Consider the following 23,589-nt stretch of genomic DNA (forward strand, 5'->3'; position numbering starts at 1 on the left):
GATGAGAGTTAAAAATATTTTCATTAAAGAAACTTCTGATAATCTGGCTGTTCTTGAGGAAGAACTGACTAAGCCTGTTAACTTGTCAAAAGAGGCTATTGAAATGGTTGTGCGAACTATGCACAATATCAAAGGAACAGCCCCTATGGTTGGCTTTACAGCATTACCCGAAATTGCAACACCGGTGGAACAGGCCTATAAAGAAGTTCTTGATAACAAATTGGTGGTGAGCAATCATATGGTTGAGAAGACCAAAACGGCGGTATCGGTTATTCAGCAACTGCTTGTTAGCGAGGAGTCGTACACGCCACAAACAGAAGAAGAGCAACAGCTTTTGATAGACTATTTTAACACCATCACAGGTTAAACGCGTAAACAATGATTGACAAGTTTAAAGCAAAATTCGTAGAGGAGTCAAACGATAATGTTCATGACTTAGAGGAAGCGCTGTTGCTTCTTGAGAAAGATACGGGCAACAAAGAGATAGTTGAGCGGATCTTTCGTGCTATGCACACGCTTAAAGGTGGGGGAGCAATGTTTGGCTTTAATCAGTTAAGTGAATTTACGCATCACCTCGAAACGGTGTTTGATCTCGTAAGAAACAATAAGCTCGAGATAACCGATGATATTATTTCACTCACCTTTGAATCAATTGACCATATTAAGCACATGCTTGAAGTGGGCGATGTTGATGATGAAGAAGAACTGGAAAATCAACAGTCTTTTATTCAGCGAGTTCAACGCGTAGCAAACCTTGAAGGTGCAGTAGTACCTAAAACTCCGGTTGCCAAAGAAGAGGCTGTTAAGGATGACGGTTCCAAGACTTATCTGATCGACATCAAACCAAATGAAGAAATTCTCCGAAATGGAACCAATCCATTTTACCTGCTCGATGATTTGCACGCCATGGGTACTGCCAAAGTTGTGGCCTACCATGAAAAGGTACCTGTATTAAGCAGTTTTAATCCGATAAGTAATTATTGTCAATGGCAGGTAGTTTTAAATACATCTGAATCTGTAAATGATATTAAGGATGTATTCATTTTTGTTGAGGATGAGTGTGATATAGCTATTAACGAAATTGGTGCAGGTAATTTGCTGACTTCAACTGAACTGGTCAATAAAATTGATGAGGCAGCTCGTCATCAGAAACCATTGGTGAAAGATGAACTAGCTGGATTGGCCGTAAGTGCAGGTGATAGTGAAACTAAGAAGGATGGCAAGAAAAAGGTACAGTTAAAAGAGCATAAAATATCAAGTATCAGGGTTAATTCTTCAAAGATTGATGAGTTGGTTAACCTGGTGAGTGAATTGGTAACCATACAGGCACAGCTCAACTTATTTGCCGAAAACGATGGTAACCCAGCCGTATTGGCTTTAGCCGAAAATATACAGAAGCTCAGTCGTCAATTGCGCGATAATGCTTTTTCAATAAGCCTTATACCGCTGCAAAGTGAATTAATGCGCTTCCAGAGGTTAGTGCGTGATTTGTCTAAAGAGCTACAGAAAGATATTGACTTTGTGATTGAAGGTGGTGATATTGAGCTTGACAAGAATATCATTGAGCACCTTACCGATCCTCTGTTACATATTATTCGTAATGCTGTTGATCATGGCATAGAACTGCCTGATGAGCGGATTAGTAATGGAAAGTCACCTAAAGGAACTATTCTTTTCAAAGCATACTATTCGGGCGCCAGCGTTATTGTAAAAGTGATGGACGATGGTAAAGGAATTGATCCGGAGTTCATCCGTAACAAGGCCATTTCCAAGGGACTTATTGATAGCTCTACTGAACTGAGCAGAAAAGAAATATTTGAGTTGGTCTTCCTGAGCGGATTTTCAACTAAGGACGAAGTAACCGATGTGTCAGGTCGTGGCGTTGGAATGGACGTAGTGAAGAAGAAAATTGGCGAAATCCGTGGTGAAGTTTCCTTAGATTCGGAAATAGGAAAAGGGACCACGCTTACGCTCGAGCTGCCAATGACACTATCAATTATTGACGGTTTATTGGTGCGGGTGTTTAATAATCAGTATGTGATTCCTATTGCCAATATTGAAAAGATTTATGCGATTGATTCGGTATCGTTCGGTAAAACATTTAATCATGTTGTTAATATCGATAATGAGCAATATCCGTTTATAGATTTGCGCGAAACGTTTGAAACAGAACTGGTAAATAAAGGTACTGAGCAACTGATATTGGTCAAATATGAAGATCGCAGAGTCGGACTGTTGGTGGATCAGGTGATTGGTGAATTCCAAACCGTGGTGAAACCTATGGGACGCTTCCTGAAAAAACAGGAAAATATTTCAGGTGCATCAATTATGGGCGACGGAACAATAGCAATGGTTATCGACACTAATCGTTTGATTCATAATAATGCCACTAAAAAATATCGAACCAAAAATTAAAAAAATGACATCAATTATTTCGTTTTTAATCAATGGAGAAGTATTTGCGTTCGATACACTGAAAGTTCGTAATATTCTTGAATTTGATAAGGTAACATGGGTACCAAATACCAAAAAATACCTGCTGGGAGTAATTAATCTGCATGGTAACATTATACCAATTGCCGATTTAAGAATGATGATGGGCACTGAGAATGCTGAAATAGGACAAGATACTGCCATTATTGTTGTGTCAGATGATGATAAAACAGATTCACTGATTGGCTTGGTGGTAGATGGTGTCAAAGAAGTGTTTGACCTCGATGAAGCCAGCCTTAAAGAATCAGTTATCAACGGTAATACTGGTTTGGTTCATACATTTACCGGGAGCATATTTAAAAATGATGAGTTTATTCACATCATTGATTTATCAGAAGTTGTACAGGAAATAGAAAAATAAAGATAGATGAGTCAGGAAGTTAATGCCTATCTAACCTTTGCTGTAGGGAACAATATTTTTGGAGTTCACGTTGAGAAGGTTGTTGAAATAAAGGAATATGCAGCACCAAAGTCTGTTCCGGAAAGCATGAGCTATGTCAAAGGAGTGGCTGACCATCGTGAGCAAATCATTCCAATTATCGATGCAGCAGCTAAGTTCAACCTCGGAGAAATCAATATTACACCTCAGTCGTGTATTGTGGTTTTAGAAATAGACAAAGCCGATGGCAGTGGGATGATGAGCATTGGTGTATTGGTTGATGCGGTGTCTGATGTGTTCGAAACTGATGAATCGAAACTTAAGGCCATTGAAACAGATTATAAGCCAGGATATATTTCAGCTTCTTATCAGAATGGCGATGACCTGGTGATGATACTAAATGCTGATAAGATATTTAGCGAAAAAGATATAATAAACCTTGGGGAAGTAGTGAAAGCTGTAAAGTAGAGATGACCGGATGTTTGGAGTAGGAAATATAGGTAAAGAGAAGGAATTGGATGCGTTTAAAGCTGAGCTTTCGGAAAAGGATTTTCAGGCATTCAGCGAATTTATCTATAACGAATATGGTATTAAGATGCCGCCCGTTAAGCGGGTGATGCTGCAGGGAAGGCTGTTAAAGCGTATTCGTGAACTCAACATGAAGTCATATACCGAATACAAAGAATACTTCTTCAGCAAAGAAGGGCAGGCGAAAGAGATATATAATTTTCTGAATGTAGTAACGACTAACAAGACAGACTTTTTTCGCGAACCGGTTCATTTTGATTTTTTACGAAATGAGGTACTGCCAAAGCATAGTGGAAATGGATTTTTTAAAGTTTGGAGCGCGGGCTGTTCAAGTGGTGAAGAGCCATACACGATTTCAATAGTGCTTAATGAATATAAACGTGAGTCTCCTTCTTTTAACTTTTCAATACATGGCTCTGATATTTCAAATAAGGTATTAAGCTCGGCTGCTAAAGGGGTTTACGCTGAAAATAAGATAGCCATCATTCCATTGGAATTGAAAAAAAGATATTTCTTAAAAAGCAAAGATCGCTTGAATCCAACAGTTAGGGTAAAGCCAGAATTGCAACGAAATATTGCCCTGAAGCATGTTAATTTAATGGACAGTCATTACGACATGAATGAAACCTTTGATGTTATTTTCTGCCGTAATGTGTTAATTTATTTTGACAGGGCAACACAAGAAAGAGTAATAGGGAAACTATGTAATTACCTGAAACCCGGAGGGATCTTTTTCATTGGTCACTCGGAGTCATTATCGGGAATGAATGTGCCTTTAGATCATATAAGGCCAACAATTTTTAGAAAAATATAACTAGTCCGGAATATAAAAAAACAATTATGAGCAATTTATCTGACAAACAACTTTTACGCGAACTCAGGTTACGACTTGAAGAAAGGAAAAAGTTAGATAATGAGATGAAGGAATTATCAAAGGATTTTCAGAGTGTAACTAAAAAGCTGAAAGAGTCTGAGGCGTTAAAGAGCCACTTTATCTCAAATATTTCTAACGAAATAGTGAATCCATTTACATCGATTCTTGGTTTATCTAAAGCCATCCTTTCGGTAGAAAAAAACGACTGGAAAAAAGTTGTTTCAATGGTAGCGCTTATCCATAGCGAAGCTTTTAACCTGGATTTTCAGTTACGCAATATATTTGTGGCAGCCAAAATTGAAGCTGGCGAGATAGCTCCTAACATTACCAAAGTTAATATCCGCAGCCTGGTGCAAACAGTTGTTGATTCGTTCAACATCATCTCGCGCAAGATGGGTATCGATATTAAAATTGAATTCAATATTGAGCATGGTTTTGGAAAGAATTTTTATTTTAAAACTGATTCAGAGAAGCTGAAGCTTGTTTTAAGTAATCTATTGAATAATGCCCTGAAATATAGCTATAAGGATAGCCAGGTGATTCTGAAAATGTGGGTGGATGAAGATGTTTTACATGCTTCAGTGCAGGATTTTGGTACTGGTATTTCAGAAAAGAATCAGAAAATTATATTCGAGCGTTTCAAGCGTCTTGACTCAGGTATCAACTCAATCAACCGCGGGCATGGTCTTGGATTGTCAATTACCAAAGCATTATTAGATGTGCTGGGTGGAGATATTGACATTAAGAGCCAAAAGGGAGAAGGCTCAACCTTCTCAATTGCTCTTCCAGAAGCGCGCAACATCGTTGAAGGATTTAGTGGCGATGGCAATGATGTGTTCTTTGATGATGATGATGAGATTTTTTAAGACAGTGTTAGATGGAAAATAGATATTTGCAACATTTTCTATACCCCTCTTCACTGTTCGCAAGCAAAGAACCGTATGTGATAAAAACCATACTTGGGAGTTGCGTTGCTATCTGCCTGTGGGATCCAAAGCTGAAAATTGGTGGGATGAACCACTACATGCTTCCCAACTGGAATGGTAATGATTTAGCTTCGCCAAAGTATGGTAATATTGCTATCGATAAGCTGGTGGAACGCATGCTATATCTTGGTAGCGATATAAAAAACATACAAGCCAAAATATTTGGAGGCGGCGAATTGCTTGAGTCTGCAACCGGTAACTCCAATATGATTGGTGAGCGTAATATTAGGGTTGCGCGTTTGATGCTTGAGGAGAAGAAAATCCCGATTGTAGCATCAAGTACAGGTGGAAGAAGGGGAAGGAAAATTATTTTTTTCAACGATACAGGAGAAGTAAGGCATAAGTTTCTGGAAAAAAAGGTATATTAAACCTGTGTTGTAAAGGCCATGGGCCAACAAAAAAAGGTGAAGCTGAACAACCAAATTAGCTGAGTAGCTAATTGGTTGAATGAATTGGGAATAACAAAAGAGTGTCTTGATTATTGTAAGATAGTAAGAGATTAGAATCGGGTTCTCAGATAAAATATTTTGCGCATGAAGAAAAAGATTCGAGTACTAGTAGTTGATGATTCTGCGGTTGTCAGGCAGAGCTTGTCATCCATCCTTGAATCTGATCCGGGCATTGAAGTCATGGGCACGGCGGCAGATCCAATTATTGCCGTTAAAAAAATCATGAAAGAAATTCCGGATGTTATAACACTTGACATTGAAATGCCCCGTATGGATGGATTAACCTTCCTGCGAAAAATCATGTCGCAACACCCTATACCGGTTGTGGTTATCTCCAGCCTCACCACTGAAGGAACGGAAGTGGCCATGAAGGCACTGGAGTATGGTGCCAGCGAAATCATTGGCAAGCCGGCGATGAATGCCGCTCAGTTTATTAATGAATCGAAAATAATGCTTTGCGATGCCGTTAAGGCCGCTGCCCAGGTAAAGTTGAAGCGTCGCACCATTGCTGCGCCTGTGGCACAAGTGAGTGTGAAGCCCAAGTACTCAGCCGATGTCATACTTGATAAACCTGCCAGTTTTAAGCAGATTATTGATACCGAAAAGATTGTTGTGCTGGGTGCATCCACAGGAGGTACAGAAGCGATTCGTAACTTTTTAAAGGCATTACCTGCTAAGGTGCCGGGTATTGCTATTGTGCAGCATATGCCCGAAGGATTTACCAAGTCATTTGCCAATAGCCTTAACAATATCTGTGGACTGGAGGTGAAGGAAGCCGAAAATGGTGATAAACTCTACCAGGGACGCGTGTTAATTGCACCTGGTAGCAAGCACATGCTGCTGAAAAGGGTAGGCAAAGAATATACTGTAGAAGTGAAAGAAGGTCCATTAGTCAATCGTCACAGGCCATCAGTTGATGTGTTGTTTCGCTCAGCAGCACGTTATGCCGGCAATAATGCTACCGGAATATTATTGACCGGAATGGGTAACGATGGAGCCAAAGGCTTGTTGGAACTCAAGGACGCCGGTGCACATACCATTGCTCAGGATGAGGCTTCATCGGTAGTGTTTGGTATGCCCAAAGAGGCTATTAAATTAGGTGCCGCCAGCAAGGTATTGCCACTAGATAAGATGGCAGCCTATTTATTGTCGCGCCTGGGATAACAGCAATAATTACTATTTTTACCACTCGTCTATAAAATAAGAATTACACATATGGCAAAGGTCAATATTAAGAATATCAGAAGCAGATATACTTTAAGAGGTTTTATGCTTGGATTGGTCATATTCCTTTTTACAGTTTTTCTGAGCAACAGCATTTTTGATCACGTTAACCAACAGCCTACCTTTTATAATCTCTATAGTTTCTTCCCTGGGTTGTGGGTTATTACGTTTCTGCCCTTCATTACTGCGTTAGCCGGTTACCTGATAGCAGGTAACTTTGCTGTTTTTATTCGTAAGCAACGTAAGCATATCAAGCAAGAGGCCAGCAAAAGTGAAAAAGTGCTCGAATTTGTTGATAACCTGCGTAAAGATAATTTCGAATCAGATCTGAATCTTAATGACAGAAAAGATAAACTGGCTCAGTCATTACTTCGCTTACGCGATTACCTGATTAAAAGCAAAAAGGACGAGGAGCAGCGACGCATTGAAGAAGAACAACGGACATGGGTAACTCAGGGGCTGGCGCATTTTGGGGAGTTGTTGCGTAAGGAAAATGATAATATTGAAGATTTAAGCTACAATATAATCAGGTACCTGGTTGATTATATGAAAATTAATCAGGCTGGATTCTATTTATTGAATAACATCAATTCAACCAACAAATATTTCGAACTGACTGCCTGCGTAGCCTATGATCGCAAAAAGTTTGCCGATAAACGCATTGATTGGGAGGATGGACTGATTGGTCGTTGTGCCTTGGAAAAGGAAACGATACACCTGACCGATGTGCCTGATAACTATCTGAATATTACCTCCGGATTAGGTGATGCCAACCCAAGAAGCATATTAATTGTACCACTCAAAACCAACGACGAAATCTATGGTGTGATTGAGATGGCCTCGTTTAAGGATTTTGCAGAGTTTGAAATTGAATTTGTTGAGAAGATTGCTGAAAGTATTGCTCTAACTATCTCTTCGGTACAAAATACCATCCGCACCACAAAACTGCTGAAGGAAACACAAAATCAGGCTGAAAGAATGCTTCAGCAGGAGGAGGAGTTGAGGCAGAACCTTGAAGAGATGCAGGCCACACAGGAAGAGAGTGATCGTCGCGAGGTGGAAATGAAAGGTATTTTGGAGGCCATTGATCATGCTGCTATCAGCTCAGAGTTTGAAGTAGATGGCACATTGATTAACGTTAATCAGAACTTTCTGAGAACCTTCCGATATAATCCTGAAGAAATTGAGGGACAAAATATCAAGATTTTCTTTTTCAAAGACGATGCTGAAGGCCTCGATCAGATTCTGACTGATTTGAGAAACGGTCATAACTTTAAAGGACGTGTGCGTCGTCGTACCAAGATGGGAGACGAAATATATCTGTTAACCACTTACACGCCAGTTATTGATCACGAAGGGGAAATTATTAAAATTCTCAGCCTAGAAAATGATATCACTGAACAGGTAACCATGGAGGAAGAGTTGAAACGCAGTAAAGATGAGCTGGGTATCATGCTTGAAGAAGCCAAAAAAGAAGTGACCGAGCAGTTTAAAGAAGTGGAGGCTGTTAAGATTAGAAATGAGAAAACTCTGGAGGGAGCATTAGATGCCATTATAACTACCAACAAGGAAGGGATCTTAGAGTTCTTTAATGCAGCTGCTGAGAAACTATGGGGATACGATAGAAGTGAGGTATTAGGGCAGCATGTAGCCATGTTATTTTCTGAATCAACTGTGGCCAATGACGAGTTTATCTCCGCTTTTGTATCTAATGACAAAACCAAGATAATTGGTGAACGTCGAGAGGCTCCAATCAAAAATAAGGTAGGCAGTGAAGAACCAGTGCTGTTTCTATTATCGGAGGCTGAATACGGAGATGATCATTCTTATACAGCATTTATTCAGCAGGTTGAAGTTGAGTTGTTTTAGATAATCTGAAAAGAACCATTAGAATGGATTTTAAGCATTATCTGCAAGTGTTGAAGGAGAATACACCTTACGATTTTAGTAATTATTCCGATAATTCAATCAAGAGGCGTTTGCAGAAGGTGATCGCGGATAATGATCTGACCATTGACGAACTGCTCGAAAAAACCCAGAATGATAAAGGTTTTATTGAGCGATTGGTAGAGGATATAACCGTTAATACTACGGAATTATTTCGTGATCCGGAGTTATGGCCGGCTTTCTACGAAAAGTTGTTGCCAATGCTAAAAGGCAAAAAGACCTTTAACATCTGGCATGCAGGCTGTAGTTCAGGTATGGAAGTGTATTCCAATATGATTCTGTTGAATGAGCTCGGGTTGCTCGAAAAAGCACGCATTTTTGCTACGGATATCAGTGCTAACATGGTACGGCAGTGCAAAAACGGGAGTTATCGCTATGGTTTTAATAAGATGCAATTGACTGATTTCAAAGCAGTACTTCGAAAGTATCCACTTAATGGTATATCGGCCATTGACTTTTCAAAGTACTTTGAAATTGATGAGGCATCAGACCGTATTACTGTTAAAGAGTTTCTGAGAGAAAAGGTGGATGTAAGACAGCATGATCTGGTGCAAAGTAATCCGCCTTTTTATCACAAGTTTGATATAATTTTTTGCCGAAATGTGTTGATATACTTTAATGCCAATCTGCAATCGAAAGTATATCAGATGTTCCATAAGCAATTATACCCAAAAGGTGCTATGATACTAGGAAATCACGAAAGTCTGACTGGTTTTTATAATACCAAGTTTAATAAAAACGGGCCCGTATATACCAAAAGCAACTCCTTTCATTTTAAATATCATTAATATGGCAGTTAATTTCAGTATTAGTGAAATAAGGGAGCTATCGGAGCAATTGAGTCTAAAACTTAATCTGCCATTCAGGTATATGACGCATTCGTTTCTTAAGCGCAGGCTGGGTATGTTTTTTGACAAACAGGGCATTCGCAAGCCTGCTCAGCTTATTGAGCAACTTGAAAATGGAGATATGTCGGATGAGTTGTGCTATTTCTTCTCGGTTAATACCACAGAGCTATTTCGGGATGCTGGATTTTGGCGCAATCTGAGGAAGCTGATTTCTGCCAACTATTGTGGCGCTTCATTTAAAATTTGGTTGCCCGACGTGGCATCAGGTGAGGAGCTGTTTAGTCTACTGATTCTGCTCAAAGAAATTGATTGCCTCGATAATGCTCATATTTTGGTTAATAGTACCTCTGATAAAAGGATCGAGCAAATAAGTAAAGGTTTTTTATCCGTTAAAAAGATGGATGTGAATGCTTACAACTATAAACGTTTTGAAGGGCATCAAAATCCGGAAAGCTACTTTATTGATGGAAATAATGGTTTCTTATTCGATACCAGCTTAATGCACAATGTTAGTTTTCAAAAAGGTGGTATTGAAAAGGTTCCTGGCGAAAAAATGGATATCATCTTGCTGCGCAACAGCTTATTGTATTACATACGTGATTACCACGAAACAATTAAGGATATGGCTGATAAGGTATTAGTGAGTGGCGGCTTAATGTGTCTGGGGGTAAAAGAACAGTTGCCAGCACCTTATAATGAGCGTTTCGAGTGCCTCGATGAAAAAGAAAAGATTTATAAAAAATTCAGGTTTATAAAAGACTAATGGTAAAAGGTGCATATAAAGCAGTAGTAATTGGTGGATCGGCAGGTAGTTTTTCAGTCGTTTCAAAATTGTTGTCGCAACTACGCGAAGACTTTCCGTTGCCCGTTATTATTTGCTTACACCGCCTCAAGCATGTGCGTTCTGGATTAGTGGAGAGCATCAGGCTTAAATCCAAATTAGAGGTGATAGAACCTAATGATAAGGAGCCGATAAAAGGTGGTAAGGTATACTTAGCACCATCCAATTACCATATGTTTATTGAATACGATGGTACCTTTTCATTATCAACTGAAGAACCGCTTAATCATAGTCGGCCATCCATCGATCACACACTATCGTCAGCTGCTTATGTCTATCGTAATAAGCTGATAGGTATTGTACTCACAGGAGCTAATAAAGATGGAGCGAAAGGCATGAAAGATATTGCAGATAAACGAGGTCATACCATTATCCAGGATCCAAAAACCTGTGAAATGGATACCATGCCCAAAAGTGTTGCAAGATTAATAAAGCCTAACGAGGTATTGACACCTGAGGGAATAGTAAAATTTTTAAACCAATTAGCGTTATAAGAGTATAAACAAAGAGGCCGGTTTGGCTTTTTTAAACACATAAATGGCAAGGATGGCAGTGTCATCAGGCTATTGAAAGATAATTTTAGACACATGAAAAGAGGTAAGTATATTTTCTGGTTAGGAGCATTATTTTTTGGATTTTCATTAGCTAAGTATGCTTTTAATATGGATCTGATGCCTGCCACATTTATTGTGTTTGAAGTACTTTCTTTTTTAGTTGTTCTGTTCATGATCTATTTCGTTCAGAACTATATTGATACTTGTAAAAGCGGTGTTGGTAAATCTGAAGAAGATAAGGAATGTGTAAAAAAACAAGCTGAAATCGAGCGGTTAAGGCGCCGGTTAAAGTCCTATGAAAATTCAAATGATTTAAGGGAGCAGCAAGTGAATGCTGATAGCAATGAGCTGATAGGAGAGTTAAAGAAGGTGTTTAAGGGGTATGATGGCCAAACTGGCAACGCTTTAATGAAAGTGCTTGTCAATCATTATGAAGTGATGGCTGCCATTGCTTATTGTAAAGATAATGATAGTTACGCTGCCGTAAATCGATTTGGAATCGATGATGAATATATTTTACCTGATTTAATGGCTGATGATGGACTGCATGCACAGGCTATCGCCGACAAACAAGCTAAGGAGATTGCTGATATACCAGCTGATTACCTGGAGGTTGGTTCAGCTACAGGTAGTACTCAACCAGTGTATCTTTATATTCTTCCTTTAATTCAGGATGAACAAAAAGGATTGGTTCTCGAATTGGCTACCTTTAAGAAGAATGACCTGATTGAGGTGTGGAATAAATTTCAATCAGCGCAATAAACCCAGAGAATAAATAGATATGGCTAAAATAACCAATAAAATCAAGCAATTATTATCCATGTCGGTACTAAGTGAACGCGACTGGTATCTGCTGTCCATGGGGCTGTTGTGTATACTGTTACTCATTTGGTCAGGGTTTTTATCGTTCAATAACCTTCATTTTTCAATGGGTAATATAGCGGTCATACATCGCTCGGTATTGGTTTGGGCGATTGATTTATTAGTTATTTCTATACCGGTGGTTATTTTGTCAATCGTCAATTATAACAATGGACAGCAAAGGAAACTTCAGAATGAGAATCGTCTGCTTAAGGAGCAACTTGATAAAAATGTGGAGCTGGCCGAACAAATTGGTCGCGGCGAACTGGATGAAATTGAATTGGTTGACGGACATCTTTCAGAAGTACTCTATAATTTAGGCACCAATCTTAAAAATACAAAACATAAAGAGGAGGCCTATAATTGGATTTCAAAAGGTAAGGAAAAGATCTCTGATATACTGCGAACACACAACAAGGTGCATATGCTGGCTGACGATGTAATTCGTGGAATCATCGATTATTCAGGAGGTATTCAGGGATCCTTATATCTGCTAAAGGGAAAGGAACTGGTAAATATTGCCACCTATGCCTATAATCGAAAGCGCTTCGAAAAGCAAGTGGTACCAATTGGTAAAGGCTTGTTGGGAAGTGTGGCTTATGAAAAGCAGATGGTGTATCGTACCGAAATACCTGATGATTATTTCTACATCACTTCAGGCCTTTTAGGCGATAGAAAGCCCAAGAGCCTTCTGATTGTGCCACTTTTGCAAGAAGAGGAGTTGCAGGGAGTGTTTGAAATTGGTTATCTGCATGAAAGCCTGCCCAAACATGTGTTAAAGTTTGCAGAAGAGCTAAGTAGTGTTATCGGGCGAACTTTTTATAACTTAAAGATTAATGAGCAAACCGAAGTACTTCTGAAAGAATCGCAGGAGATGACGGTGACGCTGAAGGAAAACGAAAAGCAGTTGCAATTGAATGCTGCTGAAATGCTGGAGGCACAGGAGGAGTTGGAAAAGTCCAACAAACTACTTGAAGGGCATATTCAGGAAGTAGAGCATGCCCAGCAACGCCTGGAAGCTCTTCTGACCAATGCATCCGAATTTATTTCAATATATAATGAGAAACAGGAGCTGGTGTTCGAGAGTCCTTCGGTGAAGCACATTCTTGGTTATGGGCCAGAGGATAAGGTATCTGGAATGGATCCTGAACTGATGACACCTCGTGGTTACAAAACCATTAATAACCTGTTTCAATACCTGCTTGAAACACCGGGTGGCGAGCAATCTGCGCAGTATACTTATTTAAAAAAGAGCGGGGAGAAATTATTCCTCGAAACCACCGGTAAAAACCTGTTACATGATCCGGCTATTAGAGGTATTATTTTTAATACCCAGGATATTACTGAACGTAAGCGTGCGGAGAAGGAAGAGCGAATGAAAAGTAGGATGCAGTCGCTTTCAGAGAATTCACCAGATATGATCATCCGGATTAATACTGGAGGAAAGTTGGTGTATGTCAACCCTAAAGTAGCCGATTTTATTGGATTGCCTGCTTCTGAACTCGTAAAAAATCGCGTTAATGAATTGGATATTGATGAGCGATTCAGAGATTATATGCTGGACTCGCTGAAGCAGATTAGAGCCGAAGAAAAGCAAGTTATATCCGAGGTGGAGGTTCAGGCTGGTGAGCAAACCTTAATCATGGAGATAAAGGCTATTCCGGAATTCAATGAGGACAGAGATTTGGAATCGGTTTTGTTTGTAGCACATGACATGACCGAGTTCAAGAAAATTGAGCAAGAGATTAAGGAGAAAAACAAAAAGATTTCTGACAGTATTAACTACGCACAGCGTATTCAGACAGCTATTTTGCCTGATACCAAAGTGCTGCAGCAGTTTTTCCCACGTTCATTTATCTTTTATCGACCTAAAGATGTGGTAAGTGGTGATTTTCCATGGATGTTTAAGAAGGATAACTTCTTTTATATTGCAGCAGTGGATTGTACGGGTCATGGTGTGCCTGGTGCTTTGTTGTCGTTTATTGGTTACTTTTTGATGAATAACATTGTTAATGCCAGTGATAGTGTAACGGCTTCCGAACTATTGGATAGCTTGCATCTCGACGTACGTCGCACCCTGCGTCAGGATCAGGAAGGTTCGAACGGCCGTGATGGTATGGATTTAGCTTTGGTGAAGATTGATCTTGAGTCGGATGAATTACAATTTGCTGGTGCGCATAATCCACTTTATTACCTGAGTGATGGTGAATTGTCAATATACAAGGGGTCCCGCAAAGGCATTGGAGGAAAACCGCTGGCGAAAAAGGTGGAGAAAGACTTTGAGAATAATATTATTCAATACAAGAAAGGTGATCAGTTCTTTATCTTCTCCGATGGATTACCTGATCAGGTGGGAGGACCGAAGGGACGTAAATATCAATCTAAACGTATCAGGGAGGCTCTGGAGGCTGAACCGAATCAAACAATGGCACATTTCGAACGCCATTTTTCCAATGATTTTTATGATTGGATGGGCGAATATAAACAAGTGGACGATGTACTGTTAATAGGTATAGAGTTGTAGCCTGATTAGCTACAACTCTTGAGTTCTTATATTAACTCCGTTGCCAAAGTTTTAAGATCGACACCCGAAAAATTACCTGATGTCATTATCAATAGGTTAGAGTTAGCATAATCCTGTTGTTTAATCCATTTTACAAGATTCTCAGAATCAGTCATTACCAATAAATCTATACGTCCAAAAGCAGCTAGCACCTCATCTGGTGTGATAGCCGGTAGTTTTTTATGCTCGAGTACCTCCGGATTAAAATAAACGATGGCTGTATCCGCTTCATTCATTGTTTTATTGTACTGTGGCAGAAAATCCTTATTCAAACTGCTAAACGTATGTAGCTCCATCACTGCAATTAGTTTACGATCTTTAAACTGTTGCTTCATGGCATTAGTGGTGGCCTGTAGTTTACTAGGTGAGTGGGCAAAATCAAGGTAAATGCTCGTATCATCATTTTTAGCCAAGAGTTGAAGACGTTTAGCTGCACCCTTGAAGCTTTGCATGGCTTGTAAAAAGGCATGATTTTCGATGCCAAGCTGTTCACAAACCAGGCGTGCACCATTCATGTTTTGCATATTGTGATCGCCAAATATTTCCATAGGATAGCGCTTGCCTTCCCATTCAACAATGGCCTGCCCTTCATCATTGGTGTTGGCGATGGTGTTGTATGGAATCGCCTTGATTCTACTAGAATGATTGGTTGCCAGTTTACACAGCTCGTTATCACCATCGAAATAAATGAGGGAGCCTTCATCAATGATACTTTCAGTAAATTTATCAAATTGACTGATATAATTCTCCCAGGTGGGAAAAACATTCATATGATCCCATGCTATGCCTGTAAGCATGGCAATGTGAGGTTTATACCAGTGAAATTTCGGTGTTAAATCAATTGGTGAGGACAAGTATTCATCGCCTTCAAATATGGCAATAGTGGCTTCCGTAGTTAATTTAACCATGGTATCAAAACCATCCAGTTGAGCGCCTACCATGTAATCAAAATCCATTTGCAGCTCCTTTAACACATGCATAACCATTGCCGTGGTAGTGGTTTTACCATGACTGCCACCAATCACCACACGTTGCTTATTATTGGTTTGCTCATACAAATACTCTGGGTAGGAATAAATTTTGAGCCCCAGCTTTTGAGCTTCTAATAATTCGGGATTGTCTTTACGTGCATGCATGCCAAGAATAATGGCATCCAGGTCAGAACAAATTGCTTCAGGATACCACCCTTCCTTTGCAGGCAATAGGCCATGTTGCTTAAGTCTTGATTTGGACGGTTCAAAAATTTCATCATCAGAACCCGATACCTGAAAACCTTTTTGATGTAATGCGATGGCCAGATTGTGCATGGCGCTACCACCTATGGCAATAAAATGAACTCTCATAAAATACTTTGTTTTGCTCTTTTGTTTACCCTTTAGCACCTGCAAAAAACCTTTTGTCATTTGACAAAAGCTTATCTTTGGCGGCTTCGGTAATTTGGACAAGTAAATGTAGTTATTATTAAGAGAGGATGTGTGCAATGAAGCTGGTAAAAATAGAGACTGGTAATTTTATGGCGGATGGAGGTGCACTATTTGGTGTTATTCCTAAAGTGATGTGGGAGGAAAAGTATCCGGCTGATGAGGATAATTATTGTAATCTGGCCATGCGATGTTTGTTGGTAGATACGGGTGAGCGAAAGGTGCTGATTGATACAGGTGCCGGCGCCAAGCAAAGCGCCAAGTTCTTCTCCTGGCATCGTTTGAACGGAGAGGCCAGCCTGTTGAATTCATTAACTTCGGCTGGTTATAAACCCAGTGATATAACAGATGTCATATTAACCCACTTACATTGGGATCATTGTGGTGGCTGTGTGTATTATGATGAGCAAGATGAGCCTAAAGTGAGATTCGATAATGCCAATCATTGGGTGTCAGAAGCGCAATGGCAGAATTATGTTGCCCCAAACAGTCGTGAAGGCGTTGTCTATTTTCCTGATAATATGCAGCCCATATTTGAAGCAGGCCTGCTGAAGGTGGTTCAAAAAGATGCTATGATAATGGACCACATAGAAGTGCGAATACTAAATGGTCATACACAAGGTAATATGTTGCCAATTATTCATTCGCCACAAGGCCTTGTGGCTTTTATGGGCGATGTAATACCGGTTTTACCAAGTATCCGTCTGCCTTGGGTATCTGCCTATGATACCATGCCTATTGAAAGTATTAAGGAGAAACAAATGTTTTTAAAAGAAGCCGTTGAAAAGGGAATATGCCTGTTTTTTGAGCATGACTGTTATAACGAATGTGCAACTGTTGCTATGGGTTCTAAAGGTTTTGGAGTAGATAAGCTTTTCACACTAAATGAATGGAGTAACCTTAATTCAGGTGTCTAACAGCAGCTATAACGTGTTGTGCAACACTTTCACCTTAAATACAGGTCAATTATTTATTTAATGTAATATAAATGTTAACTTTGTGTTAATACAATGAGGTTTTCGTAGTGACATATCAATACGAAAAAGTAAACACACAGGACTTTTGGGAGTTGGTATAAACGTTTAAAAAGGAGGCCTTATGAACAAGTTAGTTTTAGTAATTCTATTGGTTTTAGGGGTTGTGACAACCAATGCACAACTAAGTGAAAAAGACGGTAAATATTACGATCAGGATAACAAACTCTATTCGGGAGTCTATGTCGAATATTATGATTCTGGCAGTAAAAAGTTTGAGATGAATGTGGTGAATGGCGTGAAAGAAGGACTCACGACTATTTATTTCGAAAATGGTAAAACAAAAGAAATTCGATCTTTTTTAAATAACCAAATGGATGGCACCTGGTTGACTTATGAACCAACAGGTGTAAAAACAGGTGAAGCCAACTACAAAGCCGGGAAGAAGCATGGCAAATGGTTTATTTGGGACGAGCATGGTGTTAAGCGCTATGAAATGTCCTACAACGACGGTACAAAAGACAGTACCTGGACTATTTGGGATGGAAATGGAAAAGTAGTTGGAAAGAAAGAGTATTAGAAGGAAACTTCGATAAAGCAATAAAGGCGACCAAAGCGGTCGCCTTTATTGCTTTGTTATAGGTTAATCTTACTATAAATCAGCTTTCAGGATAATGTTAAGTGCATTTGATTTATTAGTATCAATTGAAAGTGATTCGCATGTTTTATAAGATACATAGTCAGTTGATACAGTGTATTTACCTACAGAAATATTTGTAAATTCATAGTTACCATCGAAGTCGGTGTAAACAACTGTATTTAGTTCTTCTAAAACTACCTTAACTCCAACAAGGCTTTCACCTGTTGTAGCATCTGTAATTGTTCCAGAAATAGAGGTAGTTAATGTTGTTATAGCTTCTTTTGAGTTTTCCTTCTCTTCTGCTGTGATGTTTGAAATACCAACCATCAAAAGTGTCAATAATATAATAGCTTGTGTTTTCATAATCGTGTCGAATTATTTTTTAGCAAATCTAAGGGAGTAATGTTATCTAATCGTTAAATGCATTTTATATGATGATTAAGGCTTTGTTAACTTGATGTGCTTGACCTTTTAGTCAGGAATAGATATATTCGATAAAAACCTCATATCATGCATATTGTCGCTTATCTTAAGGATGCTTTATCTGCCTTGGGAGAGTTATTCTACCCACCAGTTTGTTCTTCATGCGGCAATCATTTGTTTAAAAACGAAACAGAAATATGTCAAATGTGCATAAGGAGACTGCCACGCACTTATTTTGAAAAACGACCATATGAAAATCAGGTCTCAATCATGATGTGGGGGCGATGCAGGGTAGAATGTGGGTTTGCATTGTTCTACTATCGAAAAGGTGAGCGTGTGCAACAACTTTTGCACGATGTGAAATACCGGGGTAATCAGAAACTGGGTGTTGAACTTGGCAAGCAATTAGGGAAATTAATTAATCAGGCCAATCCCAATTTGTTTGATGAGCTAATACCTATTCCACTTCATCCTCGAAAAAAGCGGATAAGAGGTTTTAATCAGGCCGAAGTTATCTGTAATGGCCTTGCTGAGGTATTGTGTATTCCTGTTAATAGTTCTGATGTATACCGTAAAACACACACCACTTCACAAACCAAAAAAGGGCGTTTTGAGCGCTGGCAAAATGTGGAAGATATTTTTGATGTGGCCAATGCAGAACAACTTAAAAACAAACACCTCCTTGTTGTTGATGATGTGATTACAACTGGTTCAACCCTGGAAGCCTGCATCAATCAGCTTACAGCCATTGAAGGCGTAAAGGTAAGCGTAGCCACTATTGCCTGTGCTGCTTTATAATAGCTTATCAAACTTATAGTACAAACTCACGACAAAGTTATTGTTGTATTGCCCTGGTTTTCGACTAATCCAGTGTGGTTTGGGATTGTAAACCGGTATTTCACCATCGTAAGGTATGCGGATGCGATTGATGGAATAGAACCAACGGGCATTCACCCATAACTTGTCAGTAAAATGATAGTTGAAGCCAAATATAGTTGCCCATTCAATATCCTGAAAGGGAACAACGCTGTGTGATGGAAGTTCGCCAATGGGTGTTCCGTCAATTTCTTCCTTACTACTCAAAAGTGTGCCTACCGATAGCCCTCCTTCGGCTGAGAATTGTTTATATTGGTATCTGCCCACCAGCGGGAACTGAATGTAGCTAAGGTGTATCTTGTAATCGTCATACTTGCCTTTTTCAGGATTTGGTGCTTCACGGCTACCCTTCTGCATATAGGCAATGTCTAGCTGGATATCCCAATGCTCTGTTATGGTGCGACTGACAAATGCACCCAGGTTGATGCCTACTTTATTGTAGCCTCCAAAGTTGTCGCCATCTACCTGAGAAAAGGATGTGCCAAGTAAAGGACCAGCGCTAAATTCTTGTGCAACACTGGTAATGCTAGTGATTAAGATGAAGAAGAGTATGTTTAGTTTACGCATGTATGGTTTGTGTTAACAGGGTTATTAGTTTTGGTACACCGGTTGTTGCGTTTTCCTGTATGAAAGTAATTTTCTCAGAAGGAGTAAATGCTGGCTGATGTGGGTCAATAATATATACAGGCGACTTGCCGGGTACATAGTTGAGCAGACCCGCCGCAGGATATACGTTTAAGGAGGTGCCTACCACAACAAATATATCGGCTTCATTAACCAGATCTATGGCTGGTTGAATAGCCGGTACTGCTTCACCAAACCAAACAATATGTGGCCGTAATTGTGATCCCTTCTCACAAGTGTCACCCCAATTAAGCTCCCAGCCATCTAGTTCATATACCAATGATTCGTCAATAGTACTTCTCACTTTCTTCAGTTCACCATGTAAGTGTAATACTTTTGAACTACCTGCCTGCTCATGCAGGTCGTCAATATTCTGGGTAATAATTGTTACATCAAAATGCTTTTCCAATTCAACAAGACCGTTGTGTCCTTCATTGGGCTGACATTCGTATAATTGCTTACGTCGTTGATTATAAAATTCAAGTACCAGGTGTGGATCTTTTGCCCAGCCTTCAGGACTGGCCACCTGGGTAACATCATGGTTTTCCCATAAACCATTGTTATCCCTAAAGGTCTTAAGGCCACTTTCTGCACTAATCCCGGCACCAGTTAATACCACTAACTTTTTTTTCGACATAATCGTGGGTTATTGTATGTATTAAAACAATGTTAGAGAAAATAAGCTGCAGCTTTAGCATGCTTACAATCGATGTTTTTATACCGATAAATGTAAAAGAATTGGGCGAGTATTCAAAAATATCACGTCGCTGCATTGGACATTGATCACACCAAATAATGCGTTATTTTTCTATCTTTGTGAACCGCTCAAAACGATTAGACAATTCCAGAAGATGATAGATCAGGTAACAGTTGATAAAGTGTTGGAAACAGCCAATAGCCAAATTGTTGAGGTTGTTTCTGATTACGTTACCCTAAGGAGAAGAGGAATTAACTACTTGGGAAATTGCCCGTTTCATAATGAGAAAACTCCATCGTTTACCGTTTCACCCCATAAGGGGATATTCAAATGCTTTGGGTGTGGCGAAGGGGGTAATGCGCTCAACTTTGTGATGAAGCATGATCAGCTTTCATTTGTTGATGCCATTAAGTACCTGGGTAAAAAGTTCAATATTGAGATTGAGGAAGAAGAGTACTCACCTGAGCAGTTAAAGCAAAAGAATGAGCGGGAGAGTATGATGGTGTTGAGTGAATATGCCGGGCATTTCTTCAGCAAAAATCTCAACGAAACCGATGAAGGCAAATCGGTAGGTTTAGGTTATTTCCGGAGTCGCGGTTTTCGGGATGACATCATTGAAAAGTTCCAGTTGGGCTATTCCCCCGAACAAAGAGATGCTTTAACGCAAGAGGCGCTAAGGCAAGGCTATAAGCTCGAATACCTTGAGAAGACTGGATTGACTGTGGTGCGGGATAATTACCAGGCTGATCGATTCAGGGGGCGTGTGATGTTTCCCATCCACAGCCTGGCTGGTAAGGTAATTGCTTTTGGGGGCCGTATTCTTAAGAACGATAAGAAAACAGCCAAGTACCTAAACTCACCCGAATCGGAAATATACCATAAGAGCCGGGTGTTGTATGGTATTTATCATGCCAAACAAGAGATTACGCGACAAGACCGTTGTTACCTGGTTGAGGGCTATACTGATGTGCTGGCATTCCATCAGTCGGGTATTAGTAATGTAGTGGCCTCGTCGGGTACAGCCCTTACTTCTGATCAAATTCGGCTGATTGCCCGTTTCACTAAGAATATTACCATTATTTATGATGGCGATCCGGCAGGATTAAAAGCATCATTACGTGGTATTGACCTGGTTTTGGCTGAGGGCATGAATGTGAAGATTCTTTTGCTGCCCGATGGTGAAGACCCCGATTCGTTTGCTAAAGAAAGGAACGATGAGCAGCTGACGCAATATATCGAACAACATCAGCAGGATTTTATCAAATTTAAAACATCACTGCTGTTGGAGGAGGCTCAGAATGATCCCATTAAAAAGGCTCAGCTAATTCAAGATATCGTACGCAGCATATCAATTATACCAGACAGTATTACGCGCTCGGTGTATGTGAAGGAGTGTAGCACACTGCTGAAAGTAGATGAACGTGTGCTGATGCAGGAGACAGGTAAGCTGCAACGTAAGAAACAGGAGGAAGATTTCAGGAGAAATGCGCCACGTAATGACAGTAGTATGCAGTCGCGGCCTGCCGAAACAGCTCCTGCACCAGAAAAGCGTACACCAAGCAATCCGCTTGAACTGGAAGAGCGTGAGATATTACGTTTCCTCGTAAAGTTTGGTGAACGCCCGGTTAATCCCGATGAAGATGAGAAAGTGACCGTCGGTCAGTATATCTTGCATGAGTTGCGACAAGATGACCTGCTAAGCGTTAATCCCATCTATAATAAAATGATGGATGCTTATGAAGCAGTGAGTGACAAAACCGATATGCCTGCGCTGAAGTTTTTTGTGAACAGCGCCGATCCTGATTTGAGCCGACTGGCATCTGACTTGGTTGGTAAGGAGCACGATCTGAGTAAGATTCATCATAAATTTGGCATAGTAACCAATGCAGAGGAACTATTGCCCAACCTGGTGCCCAAGATTGTAATGGAGCTGAAATGGAAAAAGGTGAAAACGGTTATTAAAGAAAAGCGGCAGCAGCTTCAGCAGATGGAAGTAAACGGTAACATGGAAGGCCTGATGGAACTTATGCAGGAGCTCAATACCTGGCAACAGGTGCTTGCCCACATCTCCAAAGAACTTGGAGGAAGAACAATTGTGTAAACTATATATTAAAGCATAATGCAAACGCTTAATCATACCGATAAAGAGGTTATTGAAGCCATTATACTCAAAGCCAATATTTGCTTTGTAGGAGTGGTGGACCAGAACAACAAGCCCTATGTACTGCCAATGAATTATGGCTATAAGGATAATGTTATTTACCTGCATTCGGCACCCGAAGGACGTTTAATCGATATCGTCAATAACAACCCAAATATCTGTATCACTTTTTCCATTGATAATGAGTTGGTGTTTCAACATCCGGAAGTGGCCTGCAGCTACCGAATGACATCGAAAAGTGTGGTGGCAATGGGACAGGTGCAGTGGATAGAAGATATGGATGAGAAACGCGAGGCACTGAATATCCTGATGAAAACTTACAGTGATAAGCTGTTTAACTACAGTGATCCGGCCGTTCGTAATGTGAAAATGTGGAAAATACCCATTGATGAGGTGACGTGTAAAGAATTTGGGGCGCCTCATGATGAATACCGCCTTAAGCGCAACCTTGATGAACTGAAAAATGTGTCGGGTAAATAAAGTTTGTTAATTTAGTAACTGATTATTAAGAATTACACCATTAGTCAATGAAGCAATTACTCCTTACCTCCATTATTGTATTTTGTTTGGTAATGGTTGCCAGTGGGCAGACAGATACATATAAAGATTATAAAGTAGTTTACTCACAGGGTTTTAACAAAGAGAGTTCGACTAGCGATTTTGAATTCTCCGATGCATCAAAGTGGCTGATTAGCAAAAACGGTAAGCCCGGAAAGACCCTCAAATGCCTTGGGAAAGGAGATTATGAAAACATGCATGAAGGCCCTTCTGTAGTGGCTGTGTTAAAAGATTATGAGCTGAAAGATTTTGTGGTAGAAATGGATGTGGTGCAAAATGGTAAAGATTTTAGTCTGCTCGATTTCTGCATCTTTTTCGATATAAAAGATAAGAACAACTATTGTTATGCGCAGATAGCCAGTAAGGCCGATAAGAAGAGCCACAATGTGTTTGCTGTTAGCAGCGATCGTCCCAAAAGGATAGGAACAGTTTACGAAGAAGGAATTATCTGGCAAATGAATGAATGGCAACATATACGCATGGAGCGAAATACTTCTGCCAAATCCATCAAAGTGTATTTTGATGGAGAACTCGTACTTGAGGTAGCCGATGACATGTCAGCCGGTGGTCATATCGGCTTTGGATCGTCGCACAGCGCGCTTAAAATTGATAACTTCAAGGTGAGTGCACCCTTCTTCGAATCTAACACAAAAACTATTTTCTAAACG

Annotated in this window: 24 protein-coding genes; 20 read left to right on the top strand and 4 right to left on the bottom strand. The window is 39.9% G+C overall.

What is annotated here, in order from left to right:
* Nucleotide 1: 1 nt before the first annotated feature.
* From KDU71_RS15845 to KDU71_RS15910, 14 genes are all read left to right on the top strand, one after another.
* Nucleotides 2-367 carry an Hpt domain-containing protein gene (locus KDU71_RS15845; protein WP_212192070.1) on the top strand — a complete coding sequence of 122 codons (366 nt, stop codon included), beginning with the start codon at nt 2-4 and terminating at the stop codon, nt 365-367.
* An 11-nt stretch (nt 368-378) separates the two neighbouring features.
* Nucleotides 379-2,415 carry a chemotaxis protein CheA gene (locus tag KDU71_RS15850; RefSeq protein WP_212192071.1) on the top strand — a complete coding sequence of 679 codons (2,037 nt, stop codon included), beginning with the start codon at nt 379-381 and terminating at the stop codon, nt 2,413-2,415.
* A 4-nt stretch (nt 2,416-2,419) separates the two neighbouring features.
* Nucleotides 2,420-2,854: a chemotaxis protein CheW gene (locus KDU71_RS15855; RefSeq protein WP_212192072.1), complete on the top strand. Its 435-nt coding sequence runs from the start codon at nt 2,420-2,422 to the stop codon at nt 2,852-2,854.
* A 6-nt stretch (nt 2,855-2,860) separates the two neighbouring features.
* A complete protein-coding gene (locus KDU71_RS15860; RefSeq protein WP_212192073.1) occupies nt 2,861-3,340 on the top strand; it encodes a chemotaxis protein CheW in 480 nt (159 codons plus the stop codon).
* 10 nt (nt 3,341-3,350) lie between these two features.
* The gene (locus KDU71_RS15865) at nt 3,351-4,214 is read left to right on the top strand and encodes a CheR family methyltransferase (RefSeq protein ID WP_212192074.1); all 864 of its coding nucleotides are present in this window, start codon (nt 3,351-3,353) and stop codon (nt 4,212-4,214) included.
* Between the two features lie 26 nt (nt 4,215-4,240).
* On the top strand, nt 4,241-5,140 hold the full coding sequence (locus tag KDU71_RS15870; RefSeq protein WP_212192075.1) for a sensor histidine kinase: 900 nt from the start codon (nt 4,241-4,243) through the stop codon (nt 5,138-5,140).
* Nucleotides 5,141-5,151: 11 nt separating this feature from the next.
* On the top strand, nt 5,152-5,628 hold the full coding sequence (locus KDU71_RS15875) for a chemotaxis protein CheD (protein WP_212192076.1): 477 nt from the start codon (nt 5,152-5,154) through the stop codon (nt 5,626-5,628).
* A gap of 165 nt (nt 5,629-5,793) precedes the next feature.
* Nucleotides 5,794-6,873, top strand: a complete 1,080-nt coding sequence (locus tag KDU71_RS15880) for a protein-glutamate methylesterase/protein-glutamine glutaminase (RefSeq protein ID WP_212192077.1) — start codon at nt 5,794-5,796, stop codon at nt 6,871-6,873.
* Between the two features lie 51 nt (nt 6,874-6,924).
* Complete coding sequence (locus KDU71_RS15885; protein ID WP_212192078.1) at nt 6,925-8,802, top strand: PAS domain S-box protein; 1,878 nt, start codon at nt 6,925-6,927, stop codon at nt 8,800-8,802.
* 23 nt (nt 8,803-8,825) lie between these two features.
* Complete coding sequence (locus KDU71_RS15890) at nt 8,826-9,668, top strand: CheR family methyltransferase (RefSeq protein WP_212192079.1); 843 nt, start codon at nt 8,826-8,828, stop codon at nt 9,666-9,668.
* A gap of 1 nt (nt 9,669) precedes the next feature.
* Entirely contained in the window at nt 9,670-10,491 is an 822-nt protein-coding gene (locus tag KDU71_RS15895) for a CheR family methyltransferase (RefSeq protein ID WP_212192080.1), read from the top strand.
* The gene (locus KDU71_RS15900) at nt 10,491-11,063 is read left to right on the top strand and encodes a chemotaxis protein CheB (RefSeq protein WP_212192081.1); all 573 of its coding nucleotides are present in this window, start codon (nt 10,491-10,493) and stop codon (nt 11,061-11,063) included. The genes KDU71_RS15895 and KDU71_RS15900 overlap by 1 nt, the downstream gene beginning before the upstream one ends.
* Nucleotides 11,064-11,156: 93 nt before the next feature.
* Complete coding sequence (locus KDU71_RS15905; protein ID WP_212192082.1) at nt 11,157-11,885, top strand: hypothetical protein; 729 nt, start codon at nt 11,157-11,159, stop codon at nt 11,883-11,885.
* A 19-nt stretch (nt 11,886-11,904) separates the two neighbouring features.
* A complete protein-coding gene (locus KDU71_RS15910) occupies nt 11,905-14,508 on the top strand; it encodes a PAS domain S-box protein (protein WP_212192083.1) in 2,604 nt (867 codons plus the stop codon).
* A 26-nt stretch (nt 14,509-14,534) separates the two neighbouring features.
* Here the strand turns inward: KDU71_RS15910 and KDU71_RS15915 are convergent, their stop codons facing one another.
* Nucleotides 14,535-15,890, bottom strand: coding sequence for a UDP-N-acetylmuramate--L-alanine ligase (locus KDU71_RS15915; protein ID WP_212192084.1), 1,356 nt, complete (start codon nt 15,888-15,890; stop codon nt 14,535-14,537).
* Between the two features lie 137 nt (nt 15,891-16,027).
* On the opposite strand from KDU71_RS15915, the gene KDU71_RS15920 reads away from it, so the two are divergent.
* On the top strand, nt 16,028-16,885 hold the full coding sequence (locus KDU71_RS15920; protein WP_212192085.1) for an MBL fold metallo-hydrolase: 858 nt from the start codon (nt 16,028-16,030) through the stop codon (nt 16,883-16,885).
* Nucleotides 16,886-17,066: 181 nt separating this feature from the next.
* Nucleotides 17,067-17,522, top strand: a complete 456-nt coding sequence (locus KDU71_RS15925) for a toxin-antitoxin system YwqK family antitoxin (protein ID WP_212192086.1) — start codon at nt 17,067-17,069, stop codon at nt 17,520-17,522.
* Between the two features lie 72 nt (nt 17,523-17,594).
* Here KDU71_RS15925 and KDU71_RS15930 read toward each other — a convergent pair whose 3' ends face one another.
* Nucleotides 17,595-17,945: a carboxypeptidase-like regulatory domain-containing protein gene (locus tag KDU71_RS15930; protein WP_212192087.1), complete on the bottom strand. Its 351-nt coding sequence runs from the start codon at nt 17,943-17,945 to the stop codon at nt 17,595-17,597.
* A 147-nt stretch (nt 17,946-18,092) separates the two neighbouring features.
* Here KDU71_RS15930 and KDU71_RS15935 point away from each other — a divergent pair, with 147 nt between their 5' ends.
* On the top strand, nt 18,093-18,803 hold the full coding sequence (locus tag KDU71_RS15935; protein WP_212192088.1) for a ComF family protein: 711 nt from the start codon (nt 18,093-18,095) through the stop codon (nt 18,801-18,803).
* Here the strand turns inward: KDU71_RS15935 and KDU71_RS15940 are convergent.
* Both KDU71_RS15940 and KDU71_RS15945 read right to left on the bottom strand, forming a co-directional pair.
* Nucleotides 18,798-19,448, bottom strand: a complete 651-nt coding sequence (locus KDU71_RS15940) for a porin family protein (RefSeq protein ID WP_212192089.1) — start codon at nt 19,446-19,448, stop codon at nt 18,798-18,800. The genes KDU71_RS15935 and KDU71_RS15940 overlap by 6 nt on opposite strands.
* The gene (locus tag KDU71_RS15945) at nt 19,441-20,142 is read right to left on the bottom strand and encodes an SIR2 family NAD-dependent protein deacylase (protein ID WP_212192090.1); all 702 of its coding nucleotides are present in this window, start codon (nt 20,140-20,142) and stop codon (nt 19,441-19,443) included. Before KDU71_RS15945 ends, KDU71_RS15940 begins: the two co-directional genes overlap by 8 nt.
* A gap of 214 nt (nt 20,143-20,356) precedes the next feature.
* Between KDU71_RS15945 and dnaG the strand changes: the two genes are divergently transcribed.
* Genes dnaG through KDU71_RS15960 form a run of 3 tightly spaced genes read left to right on the top strand, consistent with a single transcriptional unit; the run spans nt 20,357 to nt 23,586 of the window.
* Entirely contained in the window at nt 20,357-22,303 is a 1,947-nt protein-coding gene (gene dnaG / locus KDU71_RS15950) for a DNA primase (RefSeq protein ID WP_212192091.1), read from the top strand.
* An 18-nt stretch (nt 22,304-22,321) separates the two neighbouring features.
* Nucleotides 22,322-22,843 carry a pyridoxamine 5'-phosphate oxidase family protein gene (locus tag KDU71_RS15955; protein WP_212192092.1) on the top strand — a complete coding sequence of 174 codons (522 nt, stop codon included), beginning with the start codon at nt 22,322-22,324 and terminating at the stop codon, nt 22,841-22,843.
* Between the two features lie 47 nt (nt 22,844-22,890).
* On the top strand, nt 22,891-23,586 hold the full coding sequence (locus KDU71_RS15960) for a hypothetical protein (RefSeq protein ID WP_212192093.1): 696 nt from the start codon (nt 22,891-22,893) through the stop codon (nt 23,584-23,586).
* The last annotated feature ends 3 nt before the right edge of the window (nt 23,587-23,589 follow it).

It is taken from the genome of Carboxylicivirga sediminis (assembly GCF_018156225.1).
GTDB lineage: Bacteria > Bacteroidota > Bacteroidia > Bacteroidales > Marinilabiliaceae > Carboxylicivirga > Carboxylicivirga sediminis.

Coding starts and splice junctions, on each gene's coding strand:
- KDU71_RS15855 (WP_212192072.1), top strand. CDS start 2,420: ATGACATCAATTATTTCGTTTTTAATCAATGGAGAAGTATTTGCGTTC.
- KDU71_RS15845 (WP_212192070.1), top strand. CDS start 2: ATGAGAGTTAAAAATATTTTCATTAAAGAAACTTCTGATAATCTGGCT.
- KDU71_RS15920 (WP_212192085.1), top strand. CDS start 16,028: ATGAAGCTGGTAAAAATAGAGACTGGTAATTTTATGGCGGATGGAGGT.
- KDU71_RS15885 (WP_212192078.1), top strand. CDS start 6,925: ATGGCAAAGGTCAATATTAAGAATATCAGAAGCAGATATACTTTAAGA.
- KDU71_RS15880 (WP_212192077.1), top strand. CDS start 5,794: ATGAAGAAAAAGATTCGAGTACTAGTAGTTGATGATTCTGCGGTTGTC.
- KDU71_RS15955 (WP_212192092.1), top strand. CDS start 22,322: ATGCAAACGCTTAATCATACCGATAAAGAGGTTATTGAAGCCATTATA.
- KDU71_RS15915 (WP_212192084.1), bottom strand. CDS start 15,890: ATGAGAGTTCATTTTATTGCCATAGGTGGTAGCGCCATGCACAATCTG.
- KDU71_RS15895 (WP_212192080.1), top strand. CDS start 9,670: ATGGCAGTTAATTTCAGTATTAGTGAAATAAGGGAGCTATCGGAGCAA.
- KDU71_RS15935 (WP_212192088.1), top strand. CDS start 18,093: ATGCATATTGTCGCTTATCTTAAGGATGCTTTATCTGCCTTGGGAGAG.
- KDU71_RS15910 (WP_212192083.1), top strand. CDS start 11,905: ATGGCTAAAATAACCAATAAAATCAAGCAATTATTATCCATGTCGGTA.
- KDU71_RS15850 (WP_212192071.1), top strand. CDS start 379: ATGATTGACAAGTTTAAAGCAAAATTCGTAGAGGAGTCAAACGATAAT.
- KDU71_RS15890 (WP_212192079.1), top strand. CDS start 8,826: ATGGATTTTAAGCATTATCTGCAAGTGTTGAAGGAGAATACACCTTAC.
- KDU71_RS15930 (WP_212192087.1), bottom strand. CDS start 17,945: ATGAAAACACAAGCTATTATATTATTGACACTTTTGATGGTTGGTATT.
- dnaG (WP_212192091.1), top strand. CDS start 20,357: ATGATAGATCAGGTAACAGTTGATAAAGTGTTGGAAACAGCCAATAGC.
- KDU71_RS15925 (WP_212192086.1), top strand. CDS start 17,067: ATGAACAAGTTAGTTTTAGTAATTCTATTGGTTTTAGGGGTTGTGACA.
- KDU71_RS15860 (WP_212192073.1), top strand. CDS start 2,861: ATGAGTCAGGAAGTTAATGCCTATCTAACCTTTGCTGTAGGGAACAAT.
- KDU71_RS15870 (WP_212192075.1), top strand. CDS start 4,241: ATGAGCAATTTATCTGACAAACAACTTTTACGCGAACTCAGGTTACGA.
- KDU71_RS15960 (WP_212192093.1), top strand. CDS start 22,891: ATGAAGCAATTACTCCTTACCTCCATTATTGTATTTTGTTTGGTAATG.
- KDU71_RS15865 (WP_212192074.1), top strand. CDS start 3,351: ATGTTTGGAGTAGGAAATATAGGTAAAGAGAAGGAATTGGATGCGTTT.
- KDU71_RS15900 (WP_212192081.1), top strand. CDS start 10,491: ATGGTAAAAGGTGCATATAAAGCAGTAGTAATTGGTGGATCGGCAGGT.
- KDU71_RS15875 (WP_212192076.1), top strand. CDS start 5,152: ATGGAAAATAGATATTTGCAACATTTTCTATACCCCTCTTCACTGTTC.
- KDU71_RS15940 (WP_212192089.1), bottom strand. CDS start 19,448: ATGCGTAAACTAAACATACTCTTCTTCATCTTAATCACTAGCATTACC.
- KDU71_RS15905 (WP_212192082.1), top strand. CDS start 11,157: ATGAAAAGAGGTAAGTATATTTTCTGGTTAGGAGCATTATTTTTTGGA.
- KDU71_RS15945 (WP_212192090.1), bottom strand. CDS start 20,142: ATGTCGAAAAAAAAGTTAGTGGTATTAACTGGTGCCGGGATTAGTGCA.